At 63.6% G+C, this 23,236-nt stretch carries 22 protein-coding genes and 2 pseudogenes; 12 read left to right on the top strand and 12 right to left on the bottom strand.

Going from position 1 to position 23,236, the window contains the following annotated elements; genetic code table 11:
- Together VR71_RS09840 and VR71_RS09835 are read left to right on the top strand one after the other, a co-directional pair.
- A pseudogene (locus tag VR71_RS09840) lies at positions 1-514 on the top strand (hypothetical protein); the annotation flags it as partial.
- Positions 515-547: 33 nt separating this feature from the next.
- The gene (locus tag VR71_RS09835) at positions 548-2,449 is read left to right on the top strand and encodes a cation:proton antiporter (protein WP_045683425.1); all 1,902 of its coding nucleotides are present in this window, start codon (positions 548-550) and stop codon (positions 2,447-2,449) included.
- Between the two features lie 12 nt (positions 2,450-2,461).
- Here VR71_RS09835 and VR71_RS09830 read toward each other — a convergent pair whose 3' ends face one another.
- Together VR71_RS09830 and VR71_RS09825 are read right to left on the bottom strand one after the other, a co-directional pair.
- A complete protein-coding gene (locus VR71_RS09830; protein ID WP_009817934.1) occupies positions 2,462-3,550 on the bottom strand; it encodes a DUF2235 domain-containing protein in 1,089 nt (362 codons plus the stop codon).
- Between the two features lie 118 nt (positions 3,551-3,668).
- Positions 3,669-4,799: a type III PLP-dependent enzyme gene (locus VR71_RS09825; protein ID WP_045683423.1), complete on the bottom strand. Its 1,131-nt coding sequence runs from the start codon at positions 4,797-4,799 to the stop codon at positions 3,669-3,671.
- Between the two features lie 115 nt (positions 4,800-4,914).
- Between VR71_RS09825 and VR71_RS09820 the strand changes: the two genes are divergently transcribed.
- Together VR71_RS09820 and VR71_RS09815 are read left to right on the top strand one after the other, a co-directional pair.
- Positions 4,915-5,349: an Lrp/AsnC family transcriptional regulator gene (locus tag VR71_RS09820; protein WP_045683421.1), complete on the top strand. Its 435-nt coding sequence runs from the start codon at positions 4,915-4,917 to the stop codon at positions 5,347-5,349.
- A gap of 42 nt (positions 5,350-5,391) precedes the next feature.
- Entirely contained in the window at positions 5,392-6,021 is a 630-nt protein-coding gene (locus tag VR71_RS09815) for an HD domain-containing protein (protein WP_040651378.1), read from the top strand.
- On the opposite strand, the gene VR71_RS09810 is transcribed toward VR71_RS09815, so the two are convergent.
- On the bottom strand, positions 6,018-6,992 hold the full coding sequence (locus tag VR71_RS09810; protein ID WP_296430146.1) for a zinc transporter ZntB: 975 nt from the start codon (positions 6,990-6,992) through the stop codon (positions 6,018-6,020). The genes VR71_RS09815 and VR71_RS09810 overlap by 4 nt on opposite strands.
- A 158-nt stretch (positions 6,993-7,150) precedes the next feature.
- Between VR71_RS09810 and VR71_RS09805 the strand changes: the two genes are divergently transcribed.
- On the top strand, positions 7,151-10,234 hold the full coding sequence (locus tag VR71_RS09805) for a valine--tRNA ligase (RefSeq protein ID WP_045683419.1): 3,084 nt from the start codon (positions 7,151-7,153) through the stop codon (positions 10,232-10,234).
- A gap of 88 nt (positions 10,235-10,322) precedes the next feature.
- On the opposite strand, the gene ribD is transcribed toward VR71_RS09805, so the two are convergent.
- From ribD to fabA, 4 genes are all read right to left on the bottom strand, one after another.
- Positions 10,323-11,417, bottom strand: a complete 1,095-nt coding sequence (ribD, locus tag VR71_RS09800) for a bifunctional diaminohydroxyphosphoribosylaminopyrimidine deaminase/5-amino-6-(5-phosphoribosylamino)uracil reductase RibD (RefSeq protein ID WP_296430144.1) — start codon at positions 11,415-11,417, stop codon at positions 10,323-10,325.
- Entirely contained in the window at positions 11,414-11,896 is a 483-nt protein-coding gene (gene nrdR, locus VR71_RS09795; RefSeq protein ID WP_009817927.1) for a transcriptional regulator NrdR, read from the bottom strand. The genes ribD and nrdR overlap by 4 nt, the downstream gene beginning before the upstream one ends.
- A 134-nt stretch (positions 11,897-12,030) precedes the next feature.
- Positions 12,031-12,462: a hypothetical protein gene (locus VR71_RS09790; protein ID WP_045683416.1), complete on the bottom strand. Its 432-nt coding sequence runs from the start codon at positions 12,460-12,462 to the stop codon at positions 12,031-12,033.
- A gap of 24 nt (positions 12,463-12,486) precedes the next feature.
- Positions 12,487-12,996, bottom strand: a complete 510-nt coding sequence (gene fabA, locus VR71_RS09785) for a bifunctional 3-hydroxydecanoyl-ACP dehydratase/trans-2-decenoyl-ACP isomerase (protein ID WP_045683414.1) — start codon at positions 12,994-12,996, stop codon at positions 12,487-12,489.
- Positions 12,997-13,186: 190 nt separating this feature from the next.
- Between fabA and irrA the strand changes: the two genes are divergently transcribed.
- A complete protein-coding gene (gene irrA, locus VR71_RS09780) occupies positions 13,187-13,606 on the top strand; it encodes an iron response transcriptional regulator IrrA (protein WP_040651373.1) in 420 nt (139 codons plus the stop codon).
- An 11-nt stretch (positions 13,607-13,617) separates the two neighbouring features.
- Entirely contained in the window at positions 13,618-14,607 is a 990-nt protein-coding gene (locus tag VR71_RS09775) for an NADPH:quinone reductase (protein WP_045683412.1), read from the top strand.
- A gap of 246 nt (positions 14,608-14,853) precedes the next feature.
- On the opposite strand, the gene VR71_RS09770 is transcribed toward VR71_RS09775, so the two are convergent.
- The gene (locus VR71_RS09770; protein WP_009817922.1) at positions 14,854-15,282 is read right to left on the bottom strand and encodes a peptidylprolyl isomerase; all 429 of its coding nucleotides are present in this window, start codon (positions 15,280-15,282) and stop codon (positions 14,854-14,856) included.
- Between the two features lie 226 nt (positions 15,283-15,508).
- On the opposite strand from VR71_RS09770, the gene VR71_RS09765 reads away from it, so the two are divergent.
- From VR71_RS09765 to VR71_RS09745, 5 genes are all read left to right on the top strand, one after another.
- Positions 15,509-16,195 carry a haloacid dehalogenase type II gene (locus tag VR71_RS09765; RefSeq protein WP_009817921.1) on the top strand — a complete coding sequence of 229 codons (687 nt, stop codon included), beginning with the start codon at positions 15,509-15,511 and terminating at the stop codon, positions 16,193-16,195.
- Positions 16,195-17,028 (top strand): alpha/beta hydrolase, encoded by an 834-nt coding sequence (locus VR71_RS09760; RefSeq protein ID WP_045683410.1) that lies wholly within the window; start codon positions 16,195-16,197, stop codon positions 17,026-17,028. The genes VR71_RS09765 and VR71_RS09760 overlap by 1 nt, the downstream gene beginning before the upstream one ends.
- Positions 17,025-17,999 (top strand): threonine/serine dehydratase, encoded by a 975-nt coding sequence (locus VR71_RS09755; protein ID WP_045683408.1) that lies wholly within the window; start codon positions 17,025-17,027, stop codon positions 17,997-17,999. Before VR71_RS09760 ends, VR71_RS09755 begins: the two co-directional genes overlap by 4 nt.
- Positions 18,000-18,008: 9 nt before the next feature.
- Complete coding sequence (pcaD, locus tag VR71_RS09750) at positions 18,009-18,809, top strand: 3-oxoadipate enol-lactonase (RefSeq protein ID WP_045683406.1); 801 nt, start codon at positions 18,009-18,011, stop codon at positions 18,807-18,809.
- Positions 18,810-18,991: 182 nt separating this feature from the next.
- Positions 18,992-20,224 (top strand): mandelate racemase/muconate lactonizing enzyme family protein, encoded by a 1,233-nt coding sequence (locus tag VR71_RS09745; RefSeq protein ID WP_045683404.1) that lies wholly within the window; start codon positions 18,992-18,994, stop codon positions 20,222-20,224.
- Positions 20,225-20,469: 245 nt separating this feature from the next.
- Here the strand turns inward: VR71_RS09745 and VR71_RS09740 are convergent, their stop codons facing one another.
- The 4 genes and pseudogenes from VR71_RS09740 to VR71_RS09725 all read right to left on the bottom strand — a co-directional run.
- Positions 20,470-21,399 carry an AEC family transporter gene (locus VR71_RS09740; RefSeq protein WP_045683401.1) on the bottom strand — a complete coding sequence of 310 codons (930 nt, stop codon included), beginning with the start codon at positions 21,397-21,399 and terminating at the stop codon, positions 20,470-20,472.
- A gap of 5 nt (positions 21,400-21,404) precedes the next feature.
- Complete coding sequence (locus VR71_RS09735; protein WP_045683399.1) at positions 21,405-22,202, bottom strand: MBL fold metallo-hydrolase; 798 nt, start codon at positions 22,200-22,202, stop codon at positions 21,405-21,407.
- Complete coding sequence (locus VR71_RS09730; RefSeq protein ID WP_045683397.1) at positions 22,202-22,993, bottom strand: TatD family hydrolase; 792 nt, start codon at positions 22,991-22,993, stop codon at positions 22,202-22,204. The genes VR71_RS09735 and VR71_RS09730 overlap by 1 nt, the downstream gene beginning before the upstream one ends.
- Before the next feature lie 19 nt (positions 22,994-23,012).
- Positions 23,013-23,236 (bottom strand): annotated as a pseudogene (locus VR71_RS09725) (DNA polymerase III subunit delta'); the annotation flags it as partial.

Here is a 23,236-nt window from a genome sequence, read left to right as displayed (position 1 = left end):
CGCCGCACCACCGCCCGCCCCCGAGGTGCAACCCGCCACCGTCAGCTCTGCCTCGCTCGCGGCTGCGCTGATCGAGGCCAATCGCGGGGCTGTGGCCGGGACCGAGAGCCTGCCGCAGGCCGTTGGCGTTTCGATCAAACCCAAACTGCGGCCGCAGGATCTGGAACGGGCCGCTCGCGCGCCTGCGCGGGGTCAGGCGACGCCGGGCGAGGATGAGGAACCCGAGGTACAGACCGCCGCCGCCGCGCGGGTGGCGCCCAATATTCCCACATCCGCCTCTGTGGCACGCTCTGCCACCGAGACCAACGCCATCAACCTGCGTAACGTCAACCTGATCGGCGTCTACGGGAGCCCGCAGAGCCGCCGCGCGCTGGTGCGACTCTCGAACGGGCGCTACCAAAAGGTTCAGGTCGGCGACCGGCTCGATGGCGGGCAGGTGTCAGCGATCGGGGATACCGAATTGCGCTACAACAAACGCGGGCGCGATGTTGTGCTACGCATGCCCAAGGGGTAACGCCATGTTCCCGCGCCACGCGACTCACCGCTGATGGAAGGGTTCCTCTTCCAAGCGACGATCTATCTCGGGGCGACCGTGATTGCCGTCCCGCTGGCCGCACGTCTGGGGTTCGGCTCGGTGCTGGGCTATCTGGCGGCGGGAATCCTGATTGGGCCGGTTCTTGGTCTGGTCGGGGGCCATGAGACCGCCGAATTGCAGCATGTCGCCGAATTCGGCGTGGTGATGATGCTCTTTCTCATCGGGCTGGAGTTGGAGCCACGCGCGCTCTGGGACATGCGCCACCGGCTCTTGGGTCTGGGCGGGCTGCAAATCACCCTGACGACACTGGCGGTGATGCTGGCCTGCATACATCTCTTAGGTCTGGGGTGGAGTGTTGCGTTGGCGATTGGCCTTGTCTTTGCGCTGTCGTCAACGGCCATCGTACTGCAAACCCTGTCGGAAAAGGGATTGATGCAGACGGGCGGTGGGCGCTCGGCCTTTTCGGTGCTGCTGACGCAGGATATCGCCGTCATCCCGATGCTGGCCTTCTTGCCGCTTCTGGCCTTGCCCAAATCGCCGAATGTGGTGATGGGCGAACTGCTGTCGCGCAGCACCGCGGAGGCGGGTCATGGTGACACGAGCGCACCGCATCAGGCCGCCCAGAGCTTTATCGCCTCGCTGCCGGGTTGGGGGGCGACTCTGGTCACTATTGCGGCAGTGGCAGCGATCATCCTGACGGGCATTTATCTCACTCGACCTGTGTTTCGCTTTATCCATGCCGCGCGCCTGCGCGAGATGTATACCGCCATCGCCCTGCTGATTGTGGTGGGCATTTCATTCCTGATGATGCTGGTCGGCCTATCGCCCGCATTGGGGGCGTTCCTCGCAGGGGTCGTTCTGGCCAATAGCGAATTCCGCCACGAGCTGGAGAGCGATCTGGCCCCGTTCAAGGGACTTTTGCTCGGGTTGTTTTTCATCACCGTGGGTGCGGGGATCAATTTCACCGTGCTCTTTGGCGCGCCGCTGGTAATCCCCGGCCTTGCCCTTGCTTTGATCCTGACCAAGGGGGCGATCCTCTATATCCTCGGGCGCGTCTTTGCGCTGCGCGGGCGCGATCTGTGGCTCTTTACCCTGTCTCTGGCGCAGGCGGGCGAGTTTGGCTTTGTCCTCGTGGCGTTTTCGGTGCAGCAGCATGTGCTGCCCGCTGCGCTGAGCGAGGTGATCTTGCTTGTGATCGCCCTGACCATGCTGATCACACCGCTCTTGTTCATTCTCTACGATGTCTTGTCACGGCGCATGCAGGACAGCACCGAGACCCCGGAGGCCGATACCATTGACACCACAGGGCCGGTGATCATCGCGGGCATCGGGCGGTTCGGACAGGTGGTCAACCGGTTGGTGCGGTCGAGCGGGTTTGAAACCGTCGTTCTGGACCATGACCTGCTTGCGATCCAGCGGATGCGCCGGTTTGGCGTCAAAGGCTTTTTTGGCGACCCGACCCGGCCAGACCTTTTGCATGCGGCAGGGCTGGCACGGGCGCGGGTGCTGGTCGCCGCGTTGGATGATCCAGAAGCCACGGTGCGGCTGGTGAGCTTTGCCCGGCGCGAATGCCCGGACCTGCATATCATCGCCCGCGCCTATGACCGCACGCATGTGTTCCGGCTCTATCAGGCGGGGGCCGATGACATCGTGCGCGAGATGTTCGACAGCTCCTTGCGCGCGGGGCGTTATGTGCTGGAAAACATGGGGCTGACGGAATTCGAGGCGGCGGAGTTGGAAAAGACCTTTTACCACCATGACCGCCAATCCGTGCGCGAATTGGCAACGCTCTGGGACCCGGCGCGCCCGACGGTCGAGAACGATGCCTATATCAGCCGCGCCCGTGAGCTTGAGGCGGAATTGCAGACCATGCTCTTGTCACAACTGGAAGAAACCGCCGCACCGAAGGAGTGAGGCGGAGCGCGCTCAGGTGCCGCCCTGCTGCTTGAACACGCCGGTCAGGCGTGGGCCGCCCCAGCGACGGCGCGCAAGCCCCCCCACGCTCTCATGCAGGCGCTCAGAGCGGTCGCGCCCCACCACGCGGGGGCGGCGCAGCACGAGGATCTTGCCCCAGCCCGCCCATGTGCCCACCGAGGGCGCATGGATATCCTGCGGAAAGCGCGCGCGCCAATCGGCGGGCAGCGGCAACGCGCAGCCCTCAAGCCGCTCAAGCATCCAGACCAGTGGGATATTGGCGAGGGGACGCGCGGCATGAATGCCGCAGAGTTGCCCGCCCACATCCGAGTGACAGCCCCGGAACCAGACCTGTTCGACATGGCCGTCGAATTCGGGCGGGCAATCCCAGAGCACAGGCGTATAGGCATTGCGGGTCTCATCGAGGGCCAGCGCATGATAGCCGTGCCGCGTGGTGCGCCCCAGTTGGTGATTGTGAAAACCATGCGCATCGGCGCGAAAGCGCCAGAGAATCGGGACGCGCAGGCCCAGCGCCTTGACCGTATCCCAGACACCGATCATCTCGACATGGGTATTCTCATGGCAATGGGCGCGGGCAAAGGCCTGAGCGGCGCGACCCGAGGGCGTGCAGCGGTAATGGCGAAAGGCCTGATGCACATTGCGCTCTGTCGCCTCTTCGGCGCGCAAGAGGCCGATGCGGTCGATCACCCCCGCAAGCGAGCGCACCGCATAGGCACCGCGTGAGTAGCCCAAGAGGAAAATCCGGTCGCCGGGGCGGTAGCGATTGGCCAGATAGCCATAGGCGCGGCGAATCTGGCGGTTGATGCCACGCCCCATCACGATGTCGCCGGTGGCGCGCCAGTCGCGCCATTGAATCCCCGCCTCGTAATAGAGCGAGAGATTGGCCCCCGACACCTCACGCAGCAATTTGTAGGTGAGGCCAGCGTTGGTTTCAAACCCCGGTGACAGGCTCGACATCGTACCGTCGAGGATGAGCACATGGTTGACCGGCCCGCGCCGGTGGCCAAAGGCCGGGTGCGCCTCACTCGGCCCCGGCCGCAGCCAGTCCAGAACGCTCTTGGTCCAACTCCGCCATGACATGACGCACCGCCTTTGCCGCCCGAGAGCGCGCCCAAGGGGTCAAGGGCGCGACCGGGACCTGTCCTCAGCTTGCGCAGAAATCCGTTGCGATTCCATGAAAATCACTGTGAGCGCCGCGTTACAGTTGCACAACGGTCACAATCTCGCGCAGGCCATAGCCGTTGAAATCGGTGCTGAGGCAGCGGGTATAGGCCCCCATGCCCGCAATCAGCAAGTAATCGCCCTCGGCCAGATCCGACGGCAGAGGCAGAGGATCAGGCAGCCGGTCGATGCTGTCGCAGGTCGGACCAAAGACCACGCGCGGCAGCGGCGCGCCGGTGCGGGGCGTGCCGTTCGGAGCCAGCACGGTGAGGCGGTCCGGCGCGCCGATGTCGCGGATTTCGGTGAGACCGCCGTAGACCCCGTCATTGACAAAGATGGCACCACTGTCGCGCAGCGCCTTGACGCGCACGGCCATACTAAAGGCCTCGGCGACCATGGCGCGGCCCGGCTCGCACACGAGCGCCGGAGCATTGGGTCCAAAGACCCGCGCCACCTCGACCCCGATGTGATCAAAAATCGCGGTCAGATCCGGCATGGTCCCAGTCCGATGCGACGCAAAGCCGCCGCCCACATTGATCCGCGCCAGACGCGCGCCCGCCGCATGCGCCACCTCGGCGACGACACTGATATAGGCCCCCCATGCCGCCGGGTCAGCGCATTGGGTGCCGGGATGAAAGGTCATCGACGGGGTAAAGCCGCGGTCTGTGACCACGCGCAGCAATTCCGCAGCCCGGTCGGGACCAACCCCGAACTTGGCCCCGAAATCATAGGCCGCACCGCGCACCGGCAGGGCAAGGCGCACGGTGATTTCGGCATCGGGGGCAATCCGCCCCGTCAGCTTGTCCAATTCGCGCAGGCAGTCGATGGAATAGGAGCGCACGCCCATTTGCGCCGCGACCTCGATCTCGGGGAGGGACCGCACAGGGTTGTTGTAATGCAGCACGGCATCGGGGCAGACCGCACGCACGGCGCGCATTTCCTCGGGGCTGGCCACGTCAAAGGCAGTGATCCCCGCCGCCACCAGATTGGCCAGCACCTCGGCCCCCGGATTGGCCTTGACCGCATAGGTCACAAGCCCCGGAAACCCGGCCTGAAAGGCTCGGGCGGTGGCTTGCAATTGGTCGGGTGAGAAATAGAGCAGCGCCGCATCGGGGGTCTGGCGCATCAGATGGGCGCGCGGATCGGACCAGGGGGCGGCGTTTTTCATCGGACATACCTCAATCTGCTGCGTCTTTTCTTTGAGTGTGCCGCGAATTCTCGTCGATTCATGGTGTCATTTCGTATATATTGGCAGATATCGTCGTCATATTGCCGAGGTGAGCATGCAAATAGACGAAACTGATCATGCCCTGATCGCACTCTTGCAGGAAAACGCCCGCCTGCCGGTGGCGACACTGGCGCGCAAATTGGGGTTGGCGCGCACCACCGTGCAGGCGCGGCTTGACCGGCTGGAAACCTCTGGGGTCATCACGGGCTATAGCCTGAGGCTGAGCGCCGATACACGCCCTGCCCTGCGCGCAACGGCGCTGGTCAGCATCGAGCCGCGCTCTGGCCCAACGGTGCTGGCACGGCTGAAATCGCTGCCACAGGTGCGCCGGGTGCATACCACTTCGGGGCGGTTCGACCTGATCGTGATGATTGAGGCGGAGACCACCGAAGCGCTGGATGAGACCCTGGACCGCATCGGCGAGGCCAAGGGCGTGCGCAGTTCCGAGAGCCTGATTCACCTCTCGACCAAACTTGACCGGGGTCACTGAGTGCAGCAGTCTGGCCGCACCAACACAAGCGGAGGCGCAGGCATGGACACGGTCAGTTTCAGACAAATGAAGGACGGCACCAAAGAGGACTACGAATTCCTCACCGCCCATGAGATCGACCATACCCGACACACGGCCAAGCGCCTGTTGAGCGCGCTGGTCGATCTGGATCAGAGCCTGTCAGGCTATCAGATCACCCGGCTTGGGCACTCTGTCCAGTCGGCCACACGGGCGTGGCGCGGGGGCGCGGATACCGATTGGGTGGTCGCCGCACTCTTGCACGACATTGGCGATATCTATGCGCCCTACAATCACGACGAATACGCCGCGACGATCCTCAAGCCGTTTTTGCGCGAACAATGCACCTGGTGCGTGGCGACCCATGGCGATTTCCAGATGCTTTATTATGGCCAGCACCTTGACGGGTTTGATCAGCACAAGCGCGACCGTCACCGGGGCAATGCCTATTTTGACGATTGCGCCGAGTTTTGCGAACGCTGGGATCAGGCCAGCTTTGATCCCGAGTACGACAACCTGCCGCTGGAATTTTTTGCCCCGCTGGTCGAAGAGGTGTTTGCGCGCAAACCCTACGACCCGGCGGTGATCCGCGCGGGCCTGCGCGTACCGCTGACCGATGTATCCCTCGCGTCGGCGCGCCAGAACCGAGGTTAGCGCCGCCCCAAGAGCCCCATGCGCCAGAAAATCGCCATCAACGCCACCCCCAGCACCACCAGCCCGGCGCAGACCAGCCAGAATGCGCGCACGTCATCCGCGCCGGGCATGCCGCCCACATTGATCCCCAAGAGCCCGGTGATCAACCCCAGCGGCAGAAAGATCGCCGCCACCACGGACAAGAGCAGCATCTGGCGGTTCATCGATTCCGCGCGGGCATCCATGATCTGATCATGCACCACCTGTGCGCGGTCACGGAGCGCGTCCAACTCCTCTGCCAGCCGCGTCACCCGCTCTGTGGCTTCGCGCAACCGGCTGCGGTCGTGGCTACGAATCCACGGCATATCCTCAATCTCAAAGGTGCTGAGCGCATCGCGCTGCGGTGCCATGTGCCGTCGCAGCATGATCGCCACCCGCCGCACATCCGCCAGATCGCGCCGGTCGAGCACCGCCAGAGTGTCGATCACATGATCTTCAAGCAGATCCAGCTTTTCGTTCAACCCGGCGACCACCGGCTCTGCCCGGTCTGCCAGACGCAGCGCCAGGCGCGCCACCAGTTCCGCCGCACCATCCGGCCCCTGATCGCGCATGATGCCCTCCATGACATCGCCCACCGCCATCAGACGACGCAGTTGCACGCTGACCACCAGCCCCTCGGTGACCCACATCCGCAGGGACACCATATCCTCGACCTCGTCACCGGGGTTGAGATTGACACCGCGCAGGTTGATGAGCACGCCAGACCCATGCACGGTTGCGCGCGGCCGGGTTTCAGGCGCGAGCAGCGCGCGCAGCACCAGCGGGTCCAGCCCCGAGGCCTCCAGCCACTCACGCGCACCGGGATGGGCGCAATTGACATGCACCCATGTCAGCGATTGCCTGTCCTGCCAGTCCGCCAGCGTCTCGCCTGTCGCATCGACCGGCGTACCCTTGCCATCCCGGGTCAACCGCCATTGCCGGACCCCGTCCATCTGCCTGTTCTCCGTCATCGTGTTTTGCCGGACACTCTGCGCCATATTGCCCCCGCTTGTCACGCAGGCAGGCCAAGAAAATGCGCGCTTTGGCTTTTCCTCTGAGCCCACATTAGATAGAGCAGGGCGAAACCCGGTTTTTGCAGGATCAAGACGTCATGGCGATGGAAAAGACATTCGACGCGGCCGAGGCCGAGACGCGGCTCTATCAGGCGTGGGAGGACGCAGGCGCGTTCCGGGCCGGGGCAAATGCCGCGCCGGGGGCCGAGACCTTCAGCATCATGATCCCGCCGCCCAATGTGACCGGCAGCCTGCATATGGGGCATGCCTTCAATAATACGCTTCAGGATATCCTGATCCGCTGGCATCGGATGCGCGGGCATGACACGCTCTGGCAGCCGGGGCAGGATCACGCGGGCATCGCCACGCAGATGGTGGTCGAGCGCAAGCTGGCCGCCGAGGGCGCGCCTTCACGCCGCGAGATGGGGCGTGAGGCGTTTCTCGAAAACGTCTGGGAGTGGAAGACGCAATCCGGCGATACGATCATCAATCAGTTGAAGCGCTTGGGCGCCTCCTGCGACTGGTCGCGCAACGCCTTTACCATGTCGGGCGCACCGGGGGCACCGGCGGGCGAAGAAGGCAATTTCCATGATGCCGTCATCAAGGTCTTTGTCGATATGCACGCCAAGGGTCTGATCTATCGCGGCAAGCGATTGGTCAATTGGGATCCGCATTTCGAGACGGCGATTTCCGATCTTGAGGTCGAGAATATCGAGGTCGCGGGCCATATGTGGCATTTCAAATACCCGCTGGCCGGGGGCGAGACCTATGACTATGTCGAGAAAGACGCAGACGGCAACGTGACCCTGCGGGAAACGCGAGATTACATTTCCATCGCCACCACCCGGCCGGAAACCATGTTGGGTGATGGCGCTGTCGCTGTTCATCCATCAGATGAACGTTACGCGCCAATTATCGGAAAACTCTGCGAAATCCCGGTGGGACCAAAGGAGCATCGCCGCCTGATCCCGATCATCACCGATGACTATCCCGATCCCAATTTCGGTTCGGGCGCGGTCAAGATCACCGGCGCGCATGATTTCAACGATTATGGCGTGGCGAGCCGAAATGGCATCCCGATGTACCGCCTGATGGATACCCGCGCGCAGATGCGGGCCGATGGCGCGCCCTACGCCGAATGTGCCGCCCGCGCTCAGGAGATCGCCGAAGGGGCGGCGTTCACCATCGAAGAGGTGGACACGTTGAACCTCGTGCCCGACCACCTGCGCGGTCTGGATCGGTTCGAGTCGCGGGAACAGGTCGTGGCCGAGATCACCGAGGAAGGGCTGGCGGTGATGGTGACGACGGAGGACGGAGAGGACGTGCCCTTCGTCGAGGCCAAACCGATCATGCAGCCCTTCGGCGACCGCTCCAAAGTCGTCATCGAGCCGATGCTGACCGATCAATGGTTCGTCGACACCGCCAAGATCGTTGGCCCCGCCCTCGACGCCGTGCGCTCGGGCGAGGTGGCGATCCTGCCGGAAAGCGACCGCAAGGTCTATTTCCACTGGCTGGAGAATATCGAGCCATGGTGCATCTCTCGGCAACTCTGGTGGGGGCATCAGATTCCGGTGTGGTACGGCTTTGACCTCAGCGCGCCGGATTTCCACGATGACGAGGGCGATGGCACGCTCGATCTGGTGGAAATGCTGCGCCTCTTGAACGAAGGGCATCTCAGCCCCTTGATGGAATGCGGTGCGGATTTTGGCACCGTCTCGGACGCCTATCACGACAGGCTCGCCAGCCTGCCGGTGCCTCTGGCCGCGATGCGGGTGGTCGAAGTCGCGAGCCGGGATGAGGCGCTGCATCAACTGGCCAGTGCACTGGCAGAGTATACCGCCACGCAAGACCCCACCCATCTGGTCTATCCGGTCTGGCGCGACCCCGACGTGCTCGACACATGGTTCTCGTCGGGTCTCTGGCCCATCGGCACGCTGGGCTGGCCCGAGGACACGGCGGAACTCAAGCGCTATTTCCCGACCTCTGTTCTCATCACCGGCTTTGACATCATCTTTTTCTGGGTCGCACGGATGATGATGATGCAATATGCCGTGGTCGGGCAAAAGCCGTTCAGCCATGTCTATGTCCACGCTCTCGTGCGCGACGAGAAGGGCAAGAAGATGTCCAAGAGCCTGGGCAATGTGCTCGACCCGCTGGATCTGATCGCAGATTATGGCACCGATGCGGTGCGGTTCACATTGACGTCGATGGCCGCCATGGGGCGCGATCTGAAGCTCTCGAAAGAGCGCATTGCAGGCTATCGCAATTTCACCACCAAACTGTGGAATGCCGCCCGCTTTGCCGAGATGAACGGCGCGGTCGGCTCGACTGGCATGGTGCCCAGCCCCACCGCCACGGTCAACAAATGGATCATCGGCGAGACCGCCAAGACCCGCGCCGCTGTCGATGAGGCGCTGGAAAACTTCCGCTTCAACGATGCGGCGGGCGCGCTCTATGCCTTTGTCTGGGGCACGGTGTGCGACTGGTATGTCGAGTTTTCCAAGCCGCTCTTGTTGGATGGGGACGCAGCTACCAAGGCGGAAACGCAGGCCACGATGGCCTGGGTCATCGATCAATGTCTGATCCTCTTGCATCCGATCATGCCCTTCATCACCGAGGAACTCTGGGGCACGCTGGGTGCGCGCGCCAAGATGCTGGTGCATGGCGATTGGCCGACCTATGGGGCGAAATTGATCGACGCTGAGGCGGATCGCGAGATGAACTGGGTGATCGCCCTCATCGAGCAAATCCGCTCGGCCCGCGCGCAGATGCATGTGCCGGCCGGTCTCTATGTGCCGCTTCTGGTCACAGAGTTGAACGAGGCCGGGCGTGCAGCCTGGGCGCGCAACGAGGTGATGATCAAGCGGCTGGCCCGCATCGAGAGCCTGACGGATGTGGACAGTTTCCCCAAAGGCTGCGTCACAGTGGCGGTCGAGGGCGGCAGCTTTGGCCTGCCACTGGCCGATATCATCGACGTGGCCGAGGAAAAGGCGCGGTTGGAAAAGACGCTGACCAAGCTTGAAAAGGAATTGGGCGGGCTGCGCGGGCGGCTGAACAACCCCAATTTCGTGGCCTCGGCCCCCGAGGAAGTGGTGGTTGAGGCGCGCGAGAACCTCGCCCTGCGCGAGGATGAGGACAGCAAATTGCGCGCGGCCTTGGCGCGGCTGGCAGAACTGGGTTGAACCATGGCCCTGTGCGGGCCTGTATGACCCAAGACGAAGCAGGACCTCTGCTTTTTCTTGGGTCAAATACTCAAAAATCCGCCTGCGATCAGGCGCGCGTCCAGCGGTGCATCACATCACCGCCCAAACTGCGTGTCTCGACCAAACGAAAGCGCGCCGCCTCTTCCAGGCGTGCCAGACCCAGCGCACCGATCCCCGGCAGCCCTTCTGCCCCGATGGCAAAGCCTGCGGTGAAACCGATCAGCTCATCCACCAGCCCCGCCGACAAGAGCGAGGCTGCCAGCGCCCCACCGCCTTCGCAGAACACCCGTGTCAGCCCCTCGGCCCCGAGCGCCTTGAGAACAGACGCCGGATCAACCTGCCCCAGCCTGACCTCGCAGGACACGAGCCGCGCGCCGATGCCGCGCCACGCGGCAACCAGTGCCGGGTCCACATTCGGCCCATGGCAGAGCCAGAGCGGCACATCCTTGGCCGTGCGCGCGAGATTGGACAGGAGCGGCAAGTCGAGTCTGCGCGAGACCACAACACGCACCGGCTGACGCCGCGCGCCCATGTCGCGCACTGTGAGCATGGGATCATCGGCCCGCGCGGTCCCTGCCCCCACCATCACCGCGTCATGCCGCGCGCGCAAGGCATGCACCACGCGCCGCGCCTCTGGCCCAGTGATCCACTGGCTGTGGCCGGTGGCGGTGGCAATACGCCCGTCGAAGCTCGATGCCAGCTTGAGCGTGACCAAAGGTCGTCCGATCTCGTTGCGCATGAGGAACCCGGCCAGATCGCGCCCCGCCACATCGGCAAGAACGCCGGTGCGGACCTCGATCCCCGCCGCGCGCAACCGCGCAAAGCCGCGCCCCGCAACGCGCGGATCATTGTCGTCAAACGGGGCCACCACCCGCGCGATACCCGCCGCAATCAGGGCGTCGGCGCAGGGCGGGGTCTTGCCGTGATGGGCGCAGGGCTCCAACGAGACATAGGCCGTGGCCCCGCGCGCCAGATCTCCCGCCTGCGCCAAAGCCTGCGTTTCGGCATGGGGACGCCCTCCGGGCGCGGTCCAGCCGCGCCCGACGATATGCCTGCCCTGCACGATGACACAGCCCACGGCCGGGTTGGGCGCGCATTGCCCCATGCCCCGCCGCCCCAGCGACAGGGCCAGCGCCATAAAGCGGGCGTCGGCGCCGCTCACGCGTCCGGTTTGGGATTGAGGGCCGCGTCCTCGGGCCGCAATTCGCTGACAAAGCGGTCGAAATCATCCGCTTCTTGGAAATTCTTGTAGACGCTGGCAAAGCGCACATAGGCAACTGTGTCGATCCGTGCCAAGCTCTCCATCACGATCTCACCCACGGTTTTCGAGGGAATATCGGTCTCGCCCATGCTCTCCAGTCGCCGCACGATGCCGGAAATCATCTGTTCAATGCGTTCAGGATCTATCGGCCGTTTCTGGAGCGCAATGCGGATTGAGCGTTCCAGTTTGTCACGGTCGAAATCCTCGCGGCGACCGTTGGATTTCACCACCACCAGATCGCGCAGTTGCACGCGTTCATAGGTGGTGAATCGCCCGCCGCAACCGGGGCAGAACCTGCGCCTGCGGATCGAGACATGCTCTTCTGCGGGGCGCGAATCTTTGACCTGTGTATCTATATTTCCGCAAAACGGGCAGCGCATTGGCCGTCCCCCTTTTCTGTCCTTGCCTCTTGGGTCATGGGTCTGATGCCCAGTTATCCACAGCCACTATAGGACAGCCGCAAGGTTTTGGGTAGGGGGGATTTTAGCGCCCCAGATCATGGGGGCAAAACGGATCAAAAGCTATACTCGACGGTGCCGGCACGGCATTTGAGATGGGCAATCTCACCCTTGCCGTCCTGCAACACGACAACGCCACCAAATCGGCTGTCGGGTTTGGTATCGTCCACCGCATCGAATTTATCGAAACCTGCATAGGCCTCGTAGATCACCGCGTTATTACGCAGGCGCACCGCCTCCCAGATGGTGCGGCCGATGCCGGGCCAAGGCACGATTTCCGCGCCATCACCGATAGGGCGTGTCAGCGCCAGGTCTGGCGCGCCGCCCTTGGGGCCAAAACTGTAGCTCACGTCCTTTTCGCTGCTGCAGACGTGCAGCACCTTGCCGCCCCGCTCCATATCGCAGCTGAGAAACAGCGTCTGGCCCTCACGACAGGCCGTGGCGGGCAGGGCGATGACGCTCAGGAGTGCTGTGATCCATCCGCGCATCTGCCGCCCTCCCGCTTTGCTCGCTCAGGTTTCCGAGAGCGCGACCTTCATATCCGTGACCTGATAGATCACCTCGCCATCCGCTTCGACCCGTCCATTGGCCACGCCAATGGTCAGGCGGCGGGTCTGCACCGCCTTGGTGAAATCCACATAATAGGTCAGCATCTTGCGATCGGGTCGCACCATGCCTGTCAGCTTGACCTCGCCCACGCCCAGCGCATAGCCGCGCCCCTGCCAGCCGCGCCAGCCGAGGTTGAAGCCGGTCAGTTGCCACAGACCATCCAGCCCGAGACAGCCGGGCATGATCGGGTTGCCCGGAAAATGACATTTGAAAAACCACAGGTCCGGTGTGATGTCGAACTCCGCCACCACATGTCCCTTGCCATGCGCGCCGCCATCTCCGGAAATCTCGGTGATCCGATCCATCATCAGCATCGGCGGTTCGGGCAATTGGGCGTTACCCGGGCCGAACAATTCGCCACGGGCGCATTTAAGCAGATCGTCACGATCGAAGCTGCTTGGATAATCGGCCATTCAGGCGGCCCCTTTCATTGCAAATACCGGTCGTCGCACCCCTCTAGCATCCAGCAAAAGGCGCATGCAAGCCTGCGACATCACCGCACCCCCTTTTGCTGGTAAATGGATTTTATTTGAAACTGCCCCCCCCGAGGCCCTATATTGATATAAACATGGGATGAACGAGACAATGACAGCATATGCGACGATGACCACACCGGCAGGATCGGTTGCCGCCAAATGGCTCTCAGATGCAGGGCTGCGCCCCACCCGGCAGCGCGTGACCTTGGCCACGCTGCTGATCGGTGACGGCCAGCATCGTCATGTCACCGCCGAGAGCCTCTATGCCGATGCCCAAAACGGCGAGGACGCAGTGTCCTTGGCGACCGTCTACAACACTCTGCGCGCCTTTTGCGACGCCGGATTGCTGCAAGAGGTGACGGTAGACGGCTCCAAGAGCTATTTTGACACCAATACTGTCGATCACCCGCATTTTTACTGGGAAGACGAGAACCGTCTGAGCGATGCCCCGGCAAGCGAGTTGGAAATCACCCGCCTGCCCAAAGCCCCGGACGGGGCAGAGATCACCGCCGTCGATGTCGTGATCCGTCTGCGCCGGACCAAGTGATCCCGCGCAGCATGCGTGCTGTCAGCTACGCGGCCTTTGGTGCGCCGCACGACGTTCTGAGCCTTGGCGATGTGCCGACGCCTGTGCCAAGCGCGGGCGAGGTTCTGGTGCGGCTGCGCCTGTCCGGGGTCAATCCATCGGATGCCAAGGCGCGGGCCGGCACGCGTCCGGGCGTGATAAAACCCGCCTTTCCGCGAATCATACCCCATTCTGACGGGGCTGGCGTGATTGAGGCTGTGGGCCAAGGCGTGAACCCCGGTCGCATCGGTCAACGGGTGTGGATCTGGAATGGCCAGTGGCAGCGCAGCCATGGCACCGCCGCCGAATTCATCGCCCTGCCCGCCGCCCAAGCTGTGCCGCTGCCCGACGGTGTCTCGTTTGAGGTTGGCGCGACCTTGGGGATTCCCGGGCTGACCGCTGCGCAGACCGTGTTTGGCGACGGCGATGTTGCGGGGCAAACGATCCTGATTTCAGGTGGTGCTGGCGCGGTGGGACATAACGCCGTTCAATTGGCGCGGGCCGCCGGAGCACAGGTGATCGCCACCTGTTCCGCCCCCGCGATGGAGCGGGTGCGCGCCGCCGGGGCCGCGCATGTGTTCGACTATGCCAGCCCTGATCTGGCGGCCCAGATTCTCGCAGCCACGGACGGGCGCGGTGTGACCCGCGCCATAGAGGTCGAGTTTGGCCAGAACGCCAGCCTTTTGGCCGAGGTCATGGCCCCCAATGGGACGATCGCCGCCTATGGCTCGGGCAAGGAGATGACCCCGACCCTGCCCTTTGGGCCGTTTCTCTTCAAGGCGCTCAAGATCGACATCACATTGATCTACATTCTACCCGACGCCGCGCGCGAGGCCGCCATCGCGCGCCTGCATGCAGCGCTGGAGGCGGGCACGCTGCGCCCCGAGATCGCGGCGCATTACCCGCTGTCAGACTGCGCCGCAGCCCATGAGGCGGTGATGACGCCGGGGCGCGCAGGTGCCGTTTTGCTCGATATCGGGTGAGACGGGGCCGGGTTTGGCCTGAAGCGGACTTTGGTCCCAAGCGCTTACGCGCGGAACCAAGCCCGAAGGGCGCCGCGCGATCGCTGGGCCGTCCGTCGCACCGAAGATGCGCCGCTTTTTCTCGGCACGCCTTCGGCGTGACGGCCTAGCGACCGCGCGGCTCATCAATTGGGACCAATGTCAGCAACCGACCAACACCCCCGCACTCTTCCGGAACCGCACGCGCTGGGCACAGCGCATTCGCACTCAGGCGATTTCGACCAGTTCGATGGCAAAGGTCAAATCCTTGCCTGCCAGGGGGTGGTTGGCATCAAGCACGACCTCTTGATCTGTCACGTCGACCACAGTCACCGGCAACACCTGACCCTGCGGTGTCTGCATCTGCAACTGAGTGCCCAAATCGAGCGGGATATCCGCTGGAATCTCGGCGCGCGGCACCGCCTGTTGGGCGCTTGGATCGGGCTGGCCATAGGCCATGTCGGCGGGCACTTCGACGGTTTTCTTATCACCAACGGTCATGCCGGTAATCGCGGCATCAAGGCCGGGAATGATCTGGCCAGAGCCTACGGTGAATTCGAGCGGATCACGTCCGGCGCTCGAATCGAAGGTTGCGCCATCGGCCAAGGTGCCAGTGTAGTGAATGCGGACAGTATCGCCCGGTTTGACCTGCGTCATTGGATCTCCAATCTGTTTGGGGAGAGGGATGAGTTTGCAAGGCCACGCAAGATCTGCGCGGGTGCTTGGTGCGACTGCCCTCTAATTTAGCGACGCCGGTCCCGATTTGCAAACCGACTCCTGAAATTGCGGCCCGGTCCCTCACAGCCTCGTGCGCGCGTGGGGTCTTTTCGCCCCTGCCGTTCCATGACAGTCTGCGCGCGATCACCAAGGGGGATACGAGACCATGCCGATCACCACCTGCATTTTTGATGCCTATGGCACGCTGTTTGATGTGGCGGCCGCCGCGCGCAATGCCGCAACTGAGCCGGGGCGCGAGCGATTTGCCAAACACTGGCCCGCAATTGCCGAAAAATGGCGGCTGAAGCAGTTGCAATATACTTGGCTGCGTGCGGTCATGGGCCAGCATACGGGGTTCTGGCAGGTCACACAGGACGGGCTGGATTGGGCGCTGGAATCGGAGGGATTGCACGGCGATACCGCGCTGCGCGACCGACTCTTGCAGCTCTATTGGGAGTTGGAAGCCTATGCAGAAGTGCCCGCCATGCTGGGCGCACTGAAAGCGGCGGGGATGAATACGGCCATCCTCTCGAATGGCGCGCCGGATATGTTGCAGGGGGCGGTAAAATCCGCCGGGATTGGCGATGTGCTCGACGATGTGCTCTCGGTCGAGAGCGTGGGCATCTTCAAACCCGCGCGCGTGGTCTATGATCTGGTGGGACAGCGGTTTGGCTGCGCGCCCGACGAGGTACTGTTCGTGTCTTCGAATGGCTGGGATGCCTGTGCCGCCGCTGGTTATGGGTTCGCGACCGCATGGGTCAACCGTGCGGGCGATCCGGTGGACCGCCTGCCCGCCACGCCGCGCCACCAGTTGCGCGACCTGACCGGCATTCCGGATCTGGCGCGCGGCTGATGGGGCGGTTTACAACCTCTGACGGCGTCTCGCTTTATTACACCGATGAGGGGACCGGCGCGCCGATCCTCTGCCTTGCGGGGCTCACGCGCAACAGCGCCGATTTCAGCTTTGTCGCGCCGCATCTCGCAGGCAATCGTTTGATCTGCATGGATTATCGCGGGCGCGGGCAATCCGAGTATGCGCCCGATTTCATGTCCTACAACATCCTGCGCGAAGGGCAGGACGCGATTGAATTGATGGATCATCTAGGGCTGGAGCGTGTCACGCTGATCGGCACCTCGCGCGGCGGGCTGATTGCCATGGCGCTGGCCTATGGGCATCCCGCACGCCTGCGCGGTGTCGTGCTCAATGACATCGGGCCAGAGGTGGCGCCCATCGGGATCGAGCGGATCATGGATTACGTGGGCAATGAGCCGGCGCAGCCCGATCTGGACAGTTGCGCCGCCGCCCTCGCCCATGTCCACGCCAAAGGTTTTCCCGGCGTGCCACTGGAACGCTGGCGGCAACAGGCGGGCTTCATGTTCTATGAAAAACCGGGCGGGGGCCTTGGCCTGCGTTATGACGCGCGACTGCGCGATGCGCTGGTGGGCCAAGCGGGGGCGGGAGAGACGGTGGACCTCTGGCAATTGTTCGATGCGCTGCGGGATATTCCCACCGCCGCGATCCGGGGGGCGAATTCCGATCTTTTAAGCCTTGAGACCTTTGCGAAAATGCAAGAGCGTCACCCGGACCTCATCACCGCCACCGTGCCCGACCGAGGCCATGTGCCCTTTCTCGACGAACCACTCGCCCTCCGCGCCATTCGCGCCCTCTTGGACCAGATGAAATGACCGACATTACGATGATCCGCGCCGCCGCCAGCCGCCTTGCTGGCCATGCAAGGCGCACGCCGCTCTTGTCTTCGCCCTTTCTCGACGAGATCGCCGGACGGCGCGTCTTTGTCAAACCCGAGTGCCTGCAACATACTGGCAGCTTCAAGTATCGCGGCGCGCGCTCTGCTGTTTCGGCGCTGGATGCAGAGACCCGCGCACGGGGCGTGATCGCCTTTTCCTCTGGTAACCATGCGCAGGGCGTGGCGCTCGCGGCGCGGCAATTTGGTGTGCCAAGCGTGATCATCATGCCGTCGGACGCGCCGCGCATGAAGATCGACAACACCCGTGCGCTGGGGGCCGAAGTGGTGCTCTATGAGCGCGCAACCGAGGATCGCGATGCCATCGGGGCGGCGCTGAGTGCTGAGCGCGGTCTGACGCTGATCAAGCCCTATGACGAGCCACAGGTGATCGCAGGCCAAGGCACCATCGGGCTTGAGATTGCCGAGGATGCAGCGGCCATGGGCATCACCCGCGCCGATGTGCTGGTCTGTTGCGGCGGGGGCGGTCTGACCTCGGGCATCGCTCTGGCGCTTGAGGCGGACGCGCCGGGCCTGCGCGCACGGCCCTGTGAGCCGGAGGGGTTCGACGACGCCGCCCGATCGCTGGCATCGGGGCAGATCGAACGCAACGCCCGGACCTCGGGCAGTCTCTGCGATGCCATCGTCACACCGCAGCCGGGGAACATCACCTTTCCGATCATGCGGCGGCTCTGCGGTCCGGGGCTGGTCGTGACCGAAGATGAGGCGCTGCACGCCATGGCGCTGGCCTTTGCCCGGCTCAAGCTGGTGGCGGAACCGGGGGGTGCCGTGGCGCTGGCCGCCGCCCTCTTTCGGGCCGATCAGATCGCGGGCGACGCGGTGTTTCTCACTATTTCGGGCGGCAATGTCGATGCGGATGTGTTCCAAGACGCGCTTGCGCGCTTTGCCTGAGAGGGGATCATGGCCTTTCTCGATCTGGATGATGTGACCCTGCATTACCTCGACGAGGGCGACCACGAGGGCGCGCCCATCGTCTTTGCCCATGCGCTGGGCACCGGCACGTTTCTCTGGGATGCGGTGGTGCCGCTCTTGCCGCCCGGCCTGCGGATCATCCGCTATGATGCGCGCGGGCATGGGCAATCCTCCTGCCCGCCTGCCCCCTATACGATGGGCGCACTGATCCGCGATGCCGAGCGGCTGATGGATCATCTGGGCATCAATGACGCCATGTTCGTGGGCCTTTCCATCGGCGGGATGGTGGCGCAGGGGCTGGCGGTGAAACGCCCCGACCTGATCCGCGCGCTGGTGCTGTCCAATACCGGGGCCAAGATCGGCACGCCCAAGCTCTGGGCCGAGCGCATCGCCACGGCGCGTAATCCGGGCGGTATGGCGGACCTCGCACGCGGATCATGCGAGCGCTGGTTCACGCGCGCCTATCTCAAGGAGAATAAGCATCTGCCTTGGTTCGAGCGCCTGTGCCAGCATGACCCCGAAGGCTATGCCGGCTGCGCCGCCGCTATATCGGGCACAGATTTCTACACGCCCACCTCTGGCCTGCGCCTGCCCACGCTGGGCATTGCCGGGGCCGAGGATGGCTCGACCCCGCCCGACCTCGTGCGTGAAACCGTGGACCTGATCCCCGGCTCACGGTTCGAGCTGATGCGCCGCACCGGGCATGTGCCGCCGGTGGACCAACCGGACGACTATGCGCGTCTGCTGACCACGTTCCTGCAGGCCACCGGGCATATCGACCCCGCCTGACTGAAACCCGCTTGCGGTGGCGCGCGAATCCGGGTCACCTGCGCCAAGGATCAACGCCCGCCGCCCTGTATTTGGATTCGACAGACTGCCGGTCATCTGGCGTCAAATACCGCGGGGGTCAGGGGCTGGCCCCCGGTTCGACCTTGCAAACCCACGCTCTTGACACCTTACAGGATGCACCCATGAAGCTCAGAGACCTTGACATCATCGTGACCGCGCCCCCCGCACCCGGCTGGGGCGGGCGCTATTGGATACTGGTCAAAGTAACCACCGATACCGGCCTCACGGGATGGGGGGAATGCTATGCTGCCAGCGTCGGGCCCGAGGCCATGCGCGCGGTAATCGAGGATGTGTTCGCCCGCCACATGGCCGGGGAAAACCCTGAGAATATCGAACTCATGTTCCGCCGCGTCTATTCTTCCGGCTTTACGCAGCGTCCGGACCCCACCACCATCGGTGCGTTCTCGGGGCTGGAAATCGCCTGTTGGGACATCCTGGGCAAGGCGCGCGGACGCCCCGTCTGGGCGCTCTTGGGGGGCAAGATGAACCCCCGCATCCGCGCCTACACCTATCTCTACCCCCTGCCCCATCACCCGGTTGCAGAATTTTGGACCTCGCCCGACATGGCCGCCGAAAGCGCCAAAGACTGCGTCGCGCGTGGGTACACGGCGATCAAGTTTGATCCCGCTGGCCCCTACACCCTGCGCGGTGGCCATATGCCCGCAATGACGGATATTTCGCTCTCGGTGGAATTTTGCCGGGCGATCCGCGCCGCCGTGGGCAACAAGGCGGACCTGCTCTTTGGCACGCATGGGCAGTTCACCACCGCGGGCGCAATCCGTTTGGGTCAGGCGCTCGAGCCCTATTCACCGCTCTGGTACGAAGAGCCGGTGCCGCCAGACAATGTCGCCGCGATGGCACAGGTGGCGCGCGCTGTGCGTATCCCGGTGGCCACTGGCGAGCGGCTGACCACCAAGGCAGAGTTTGCCCCCATCCTGCGCGATGGGGCGGCCGCGATCCTGCAACCGGCGCTGGGCCGCGCAGGCGGCATCTGGGAGATGAAAAAGGTCGCCGCGATGGCCGAGGTCTACAATGCGCAAATGGCACCGCATCTCTATGCCGGGCCGGTGGAATGGGCCGCCAATGTGAGTTTTGCCGCTTCCATCCCCAATCTCTTGATGTGCGAATGCATCGAGACACCGTTTCATGACGCGCTGATCAAGGGGAGCATCCGGGTCGAGGGCGGGTTCATCACCCCGCCGGAAAACCCCGGTTTGGGTATCGAGGTGGATGAGGATCTGGCGCGGGCAAATCCCTATCGTGGCACCGGATTGCATTTGGAGATGCAGGAAGCGCCTTGTGATTACGTCAATGGTAACAGCTTTGTCGGGGGTGCGCCGCCTGAGGATGAGTGAGGGCAGGTTTTGGTCTAGAGATGACGTTGGCCCCAAGCGCTTACGCGCGGAATCAAGCCCGAAGGGCGCCGCGCGATCGCTGGGCCGTCCCGCGGCCTAGCGATTTGGAGACGGAGTGCATCTCTTTGACGTCATACGGACTTTGCTTGCATTAAGTGGCAGTTGCCGCCGTTGCATCGCCAGTCCCCGACCCAGCGACCGCGCGGCTCATCGCTTGGGGCCAAGGTCAGCAGCAGGCCATTACCTCAGGGCAAAACCTGCAACCAAACCCAGGCCGTGACAATCGTCAGTCCGGTGGACAAGAGCACGCTCGACGCCGCCACCCGCTTGGCATGGCCATAGATATTGGCAAAGATATAGGCGTTGACCCCCGGTGCCATCGCCGCCGTCACCACCGCCGAACGCACGCCCTCAACCGGCAAACCGAGCCCCAGGCCAAGACCAAAGGTGATCGCCGGATGCGCCACCAGCGAAATCAGGCACACGTAGAGGATGACGCGCAGATCGCCCTCGGGTCGATATTGCACCAACACACCGCCCAAGCCGAATAGCGCCGCCGGAAGTGCCGCGCGTGCGATGAGGTCTAGCCCCTGCTGCACCGGCGAAGGCAGCACCAGCCCCGACAGGTTGACCACAAACCCGGCTGCCACGCCCATGATCAGCGTGTTGGAAAACATCGCCTTGAGCACCTTGACCGCCACCTGCGGCCCCGCCGTGCCACGCGCTTTGACGATTTCCATGACGGTGATGCCGAGGCCGTAGCAAAAGGGCGAATGCACCGCGATGATGGCGAAATTCGCGGCCAGAGCATCCGCCCCATAGGCGCGCTCCATGATCGGCAGGCCCAACAAGAGCGAGTTGGAAAAGAGGCAGCAAAAGCCGATGGCAACCGCATCCTCCCAGGTTCGACCAAAGATCAGCCGCGCGCCAAAGAGGCCCAGCGCAAAGCCGGAACTCGCCCCCACGTAGAAACTGAGCAACAGCCGCCAATCGAAACTTTGCGCCAGATCGAGCCGCGATATGGCGGTGAAGAGCAGACAGGGAATGGCAAATTTCTGGGTGAAACTCATCAACCCATCCACACCCGCCTGACTGAACCAGCGCCGCCAGACCGCGAGATAGCCAAAGCCGATCACCAAAAAGACCGGCAGGATGATTTCAAACAGCGCCTGCATCGCGCTCAGACCGTGTAACGCAGGATCATCCCGTCATAGGCGGGGGTCACATGCGCAGGTGTTTCCTCTTCTACAGTCTGATAGTCGAGGTCGATATGCATATTGGTCAGCACGGCACGACGCGGGGCCGCGCGCATAATCCAGTCCAGCGAGCGGGCCAGATGCGCATGGGTCGGATGTGGCGTGCGGCGTAGCGCATCCAGGATCCAGCAATCCAGACCACTCAGAACCGGCCAGACATCCTCGGGAATGGCGGCCACATCTGGCAGATAGGCCAGATCAGCCACCCGAAACCCGAGCGCGTCGATCGAGCCATGATTGACCTGAAACGGGTTCAGGCGGATCGCACCGCCCGCGCCCTCGATCTCGAACGGGCCGTCAATCGTGTGCATGTCGAGAATGGGGGGATAGGGGCTATCCTCGGGCTGAACAAAGGCATAGCCAAAGCGCGCATAGAGCGCGTTTTGCGTGTCGCCATCGGCCCAGACCGGCAAACGCTGGCGCATGTTAAAGACGATCATCCGCAGATCGTCGATGCCATGCACATGATCGGCATGGGAATGGGTATAGACCACCGCATCAAGCGCACCGATACCCGCATCCAGCAGTTGCGCGCGCAGGTCGGGCGAGCTGTCGATCAGCACGCGGGTGATGCCATCCTCGGTCTCACGCTCGATCAGCATAGAGCAGCGGCGGCGCGTGTTGCGCGGATTGGCGGGATCACACTCGCCCCAATGCCCGCCCAAACGCGGCACACCGCCGGACGACCCACAGCCCAGAATGGTAAAGCGCAACTCGGCCATCAGAGCACCGCCTTGGTAAAGAGCCGCTCGAAGTTCGCCTCGGTTTGTGCGGCAAACTCTGGCCAATCCATGCCAAAGACCTCGGCCGCCTTTTGGCCCGTGTGCAGCGTGTAGGCAGGCTCGTTGCGGCGACCGCGATAGGGGGGCGGTGCCAGATAGGGCGCGTCGGTTTCCAAGAGAATACGGTCCACCGGCGCGCTGGCAAAGATATCGCGCAGCTCTTGGCTCTTGGGAAAGGCCGCAATGCCCGACATCGACAGGTAAAATCCTAGGTCGAGCGCGGCGCGGGCCAGTGCGGCACTGGAGGAAAAGCAATGCATGACACAGGTATAGGCACCATTGCCGTATTCCTCGGCCAGAATACGCGCCATATCGTCATCGGCGCTGCGCGCATGGATGATGAGCGGCAGTCCGGTGCGTCGCGCCGCCTCGATATGCACGCGCAGGCTCTGCTTTTGCACCTCGGCGCTCTCGGCGGTGTAGTGATAATCAAGGCCGGTTTCACCGATGCCGACGAACTTGCGATGCTCCGCCAGTTTCACAAGGTCGTCGACCGTCACCAGCGGGCTCTCTGCCGCGCGCATCGGATGGATGCCCGCCGCATAGAACACCGCCGCATGGGCCTCGGCAATCGCCCGCACGCGCGGCTCCTGATCCAGACGGGTGCAGATTGTCACCATACGGTGCACGCCCGCCGCAACGGCGCGGGTGATCACCTCATCCCGCTCGTCGTCGAAATCGGGAAAGTCGAGGTGGCAATGGCTGTCGGTGATACGAATGTCGGTGCTCATGCCTGTCCTTGGTGGGGGCTCAGGCCCCGGCGGTTTGCTGAATCCTGAACACCGTATCTAGGACCAGGCTGGCAGGGTCAAGGTTGACCGCCCGCCCATGGCGTGCGCGCGCTCCAATTGCTTCGGCACAGTCGGCCCAGTCGCGCCCCTTGCGGGCATCGGGCGCCAGTCGCGCCAGCAGAGCCGCCTCGCCCGGTGCTGCCTCGGCGCGTGGCGCATGGCCGGTGGCCCCAGCCCGCGCCA

The organism is Roseovarius sp. BRH_c41 (assembly GCF_000961715.1).
Taxonomy (GTDB): Bacteria; Pseudomonadota; Alphaproteobacteria; order Rhodobacterales; family Rhodobacteraceae; genus Roseovarius.
This window is presented reverse-complemented; position numbering and strand designations above follow the sequence as displayed.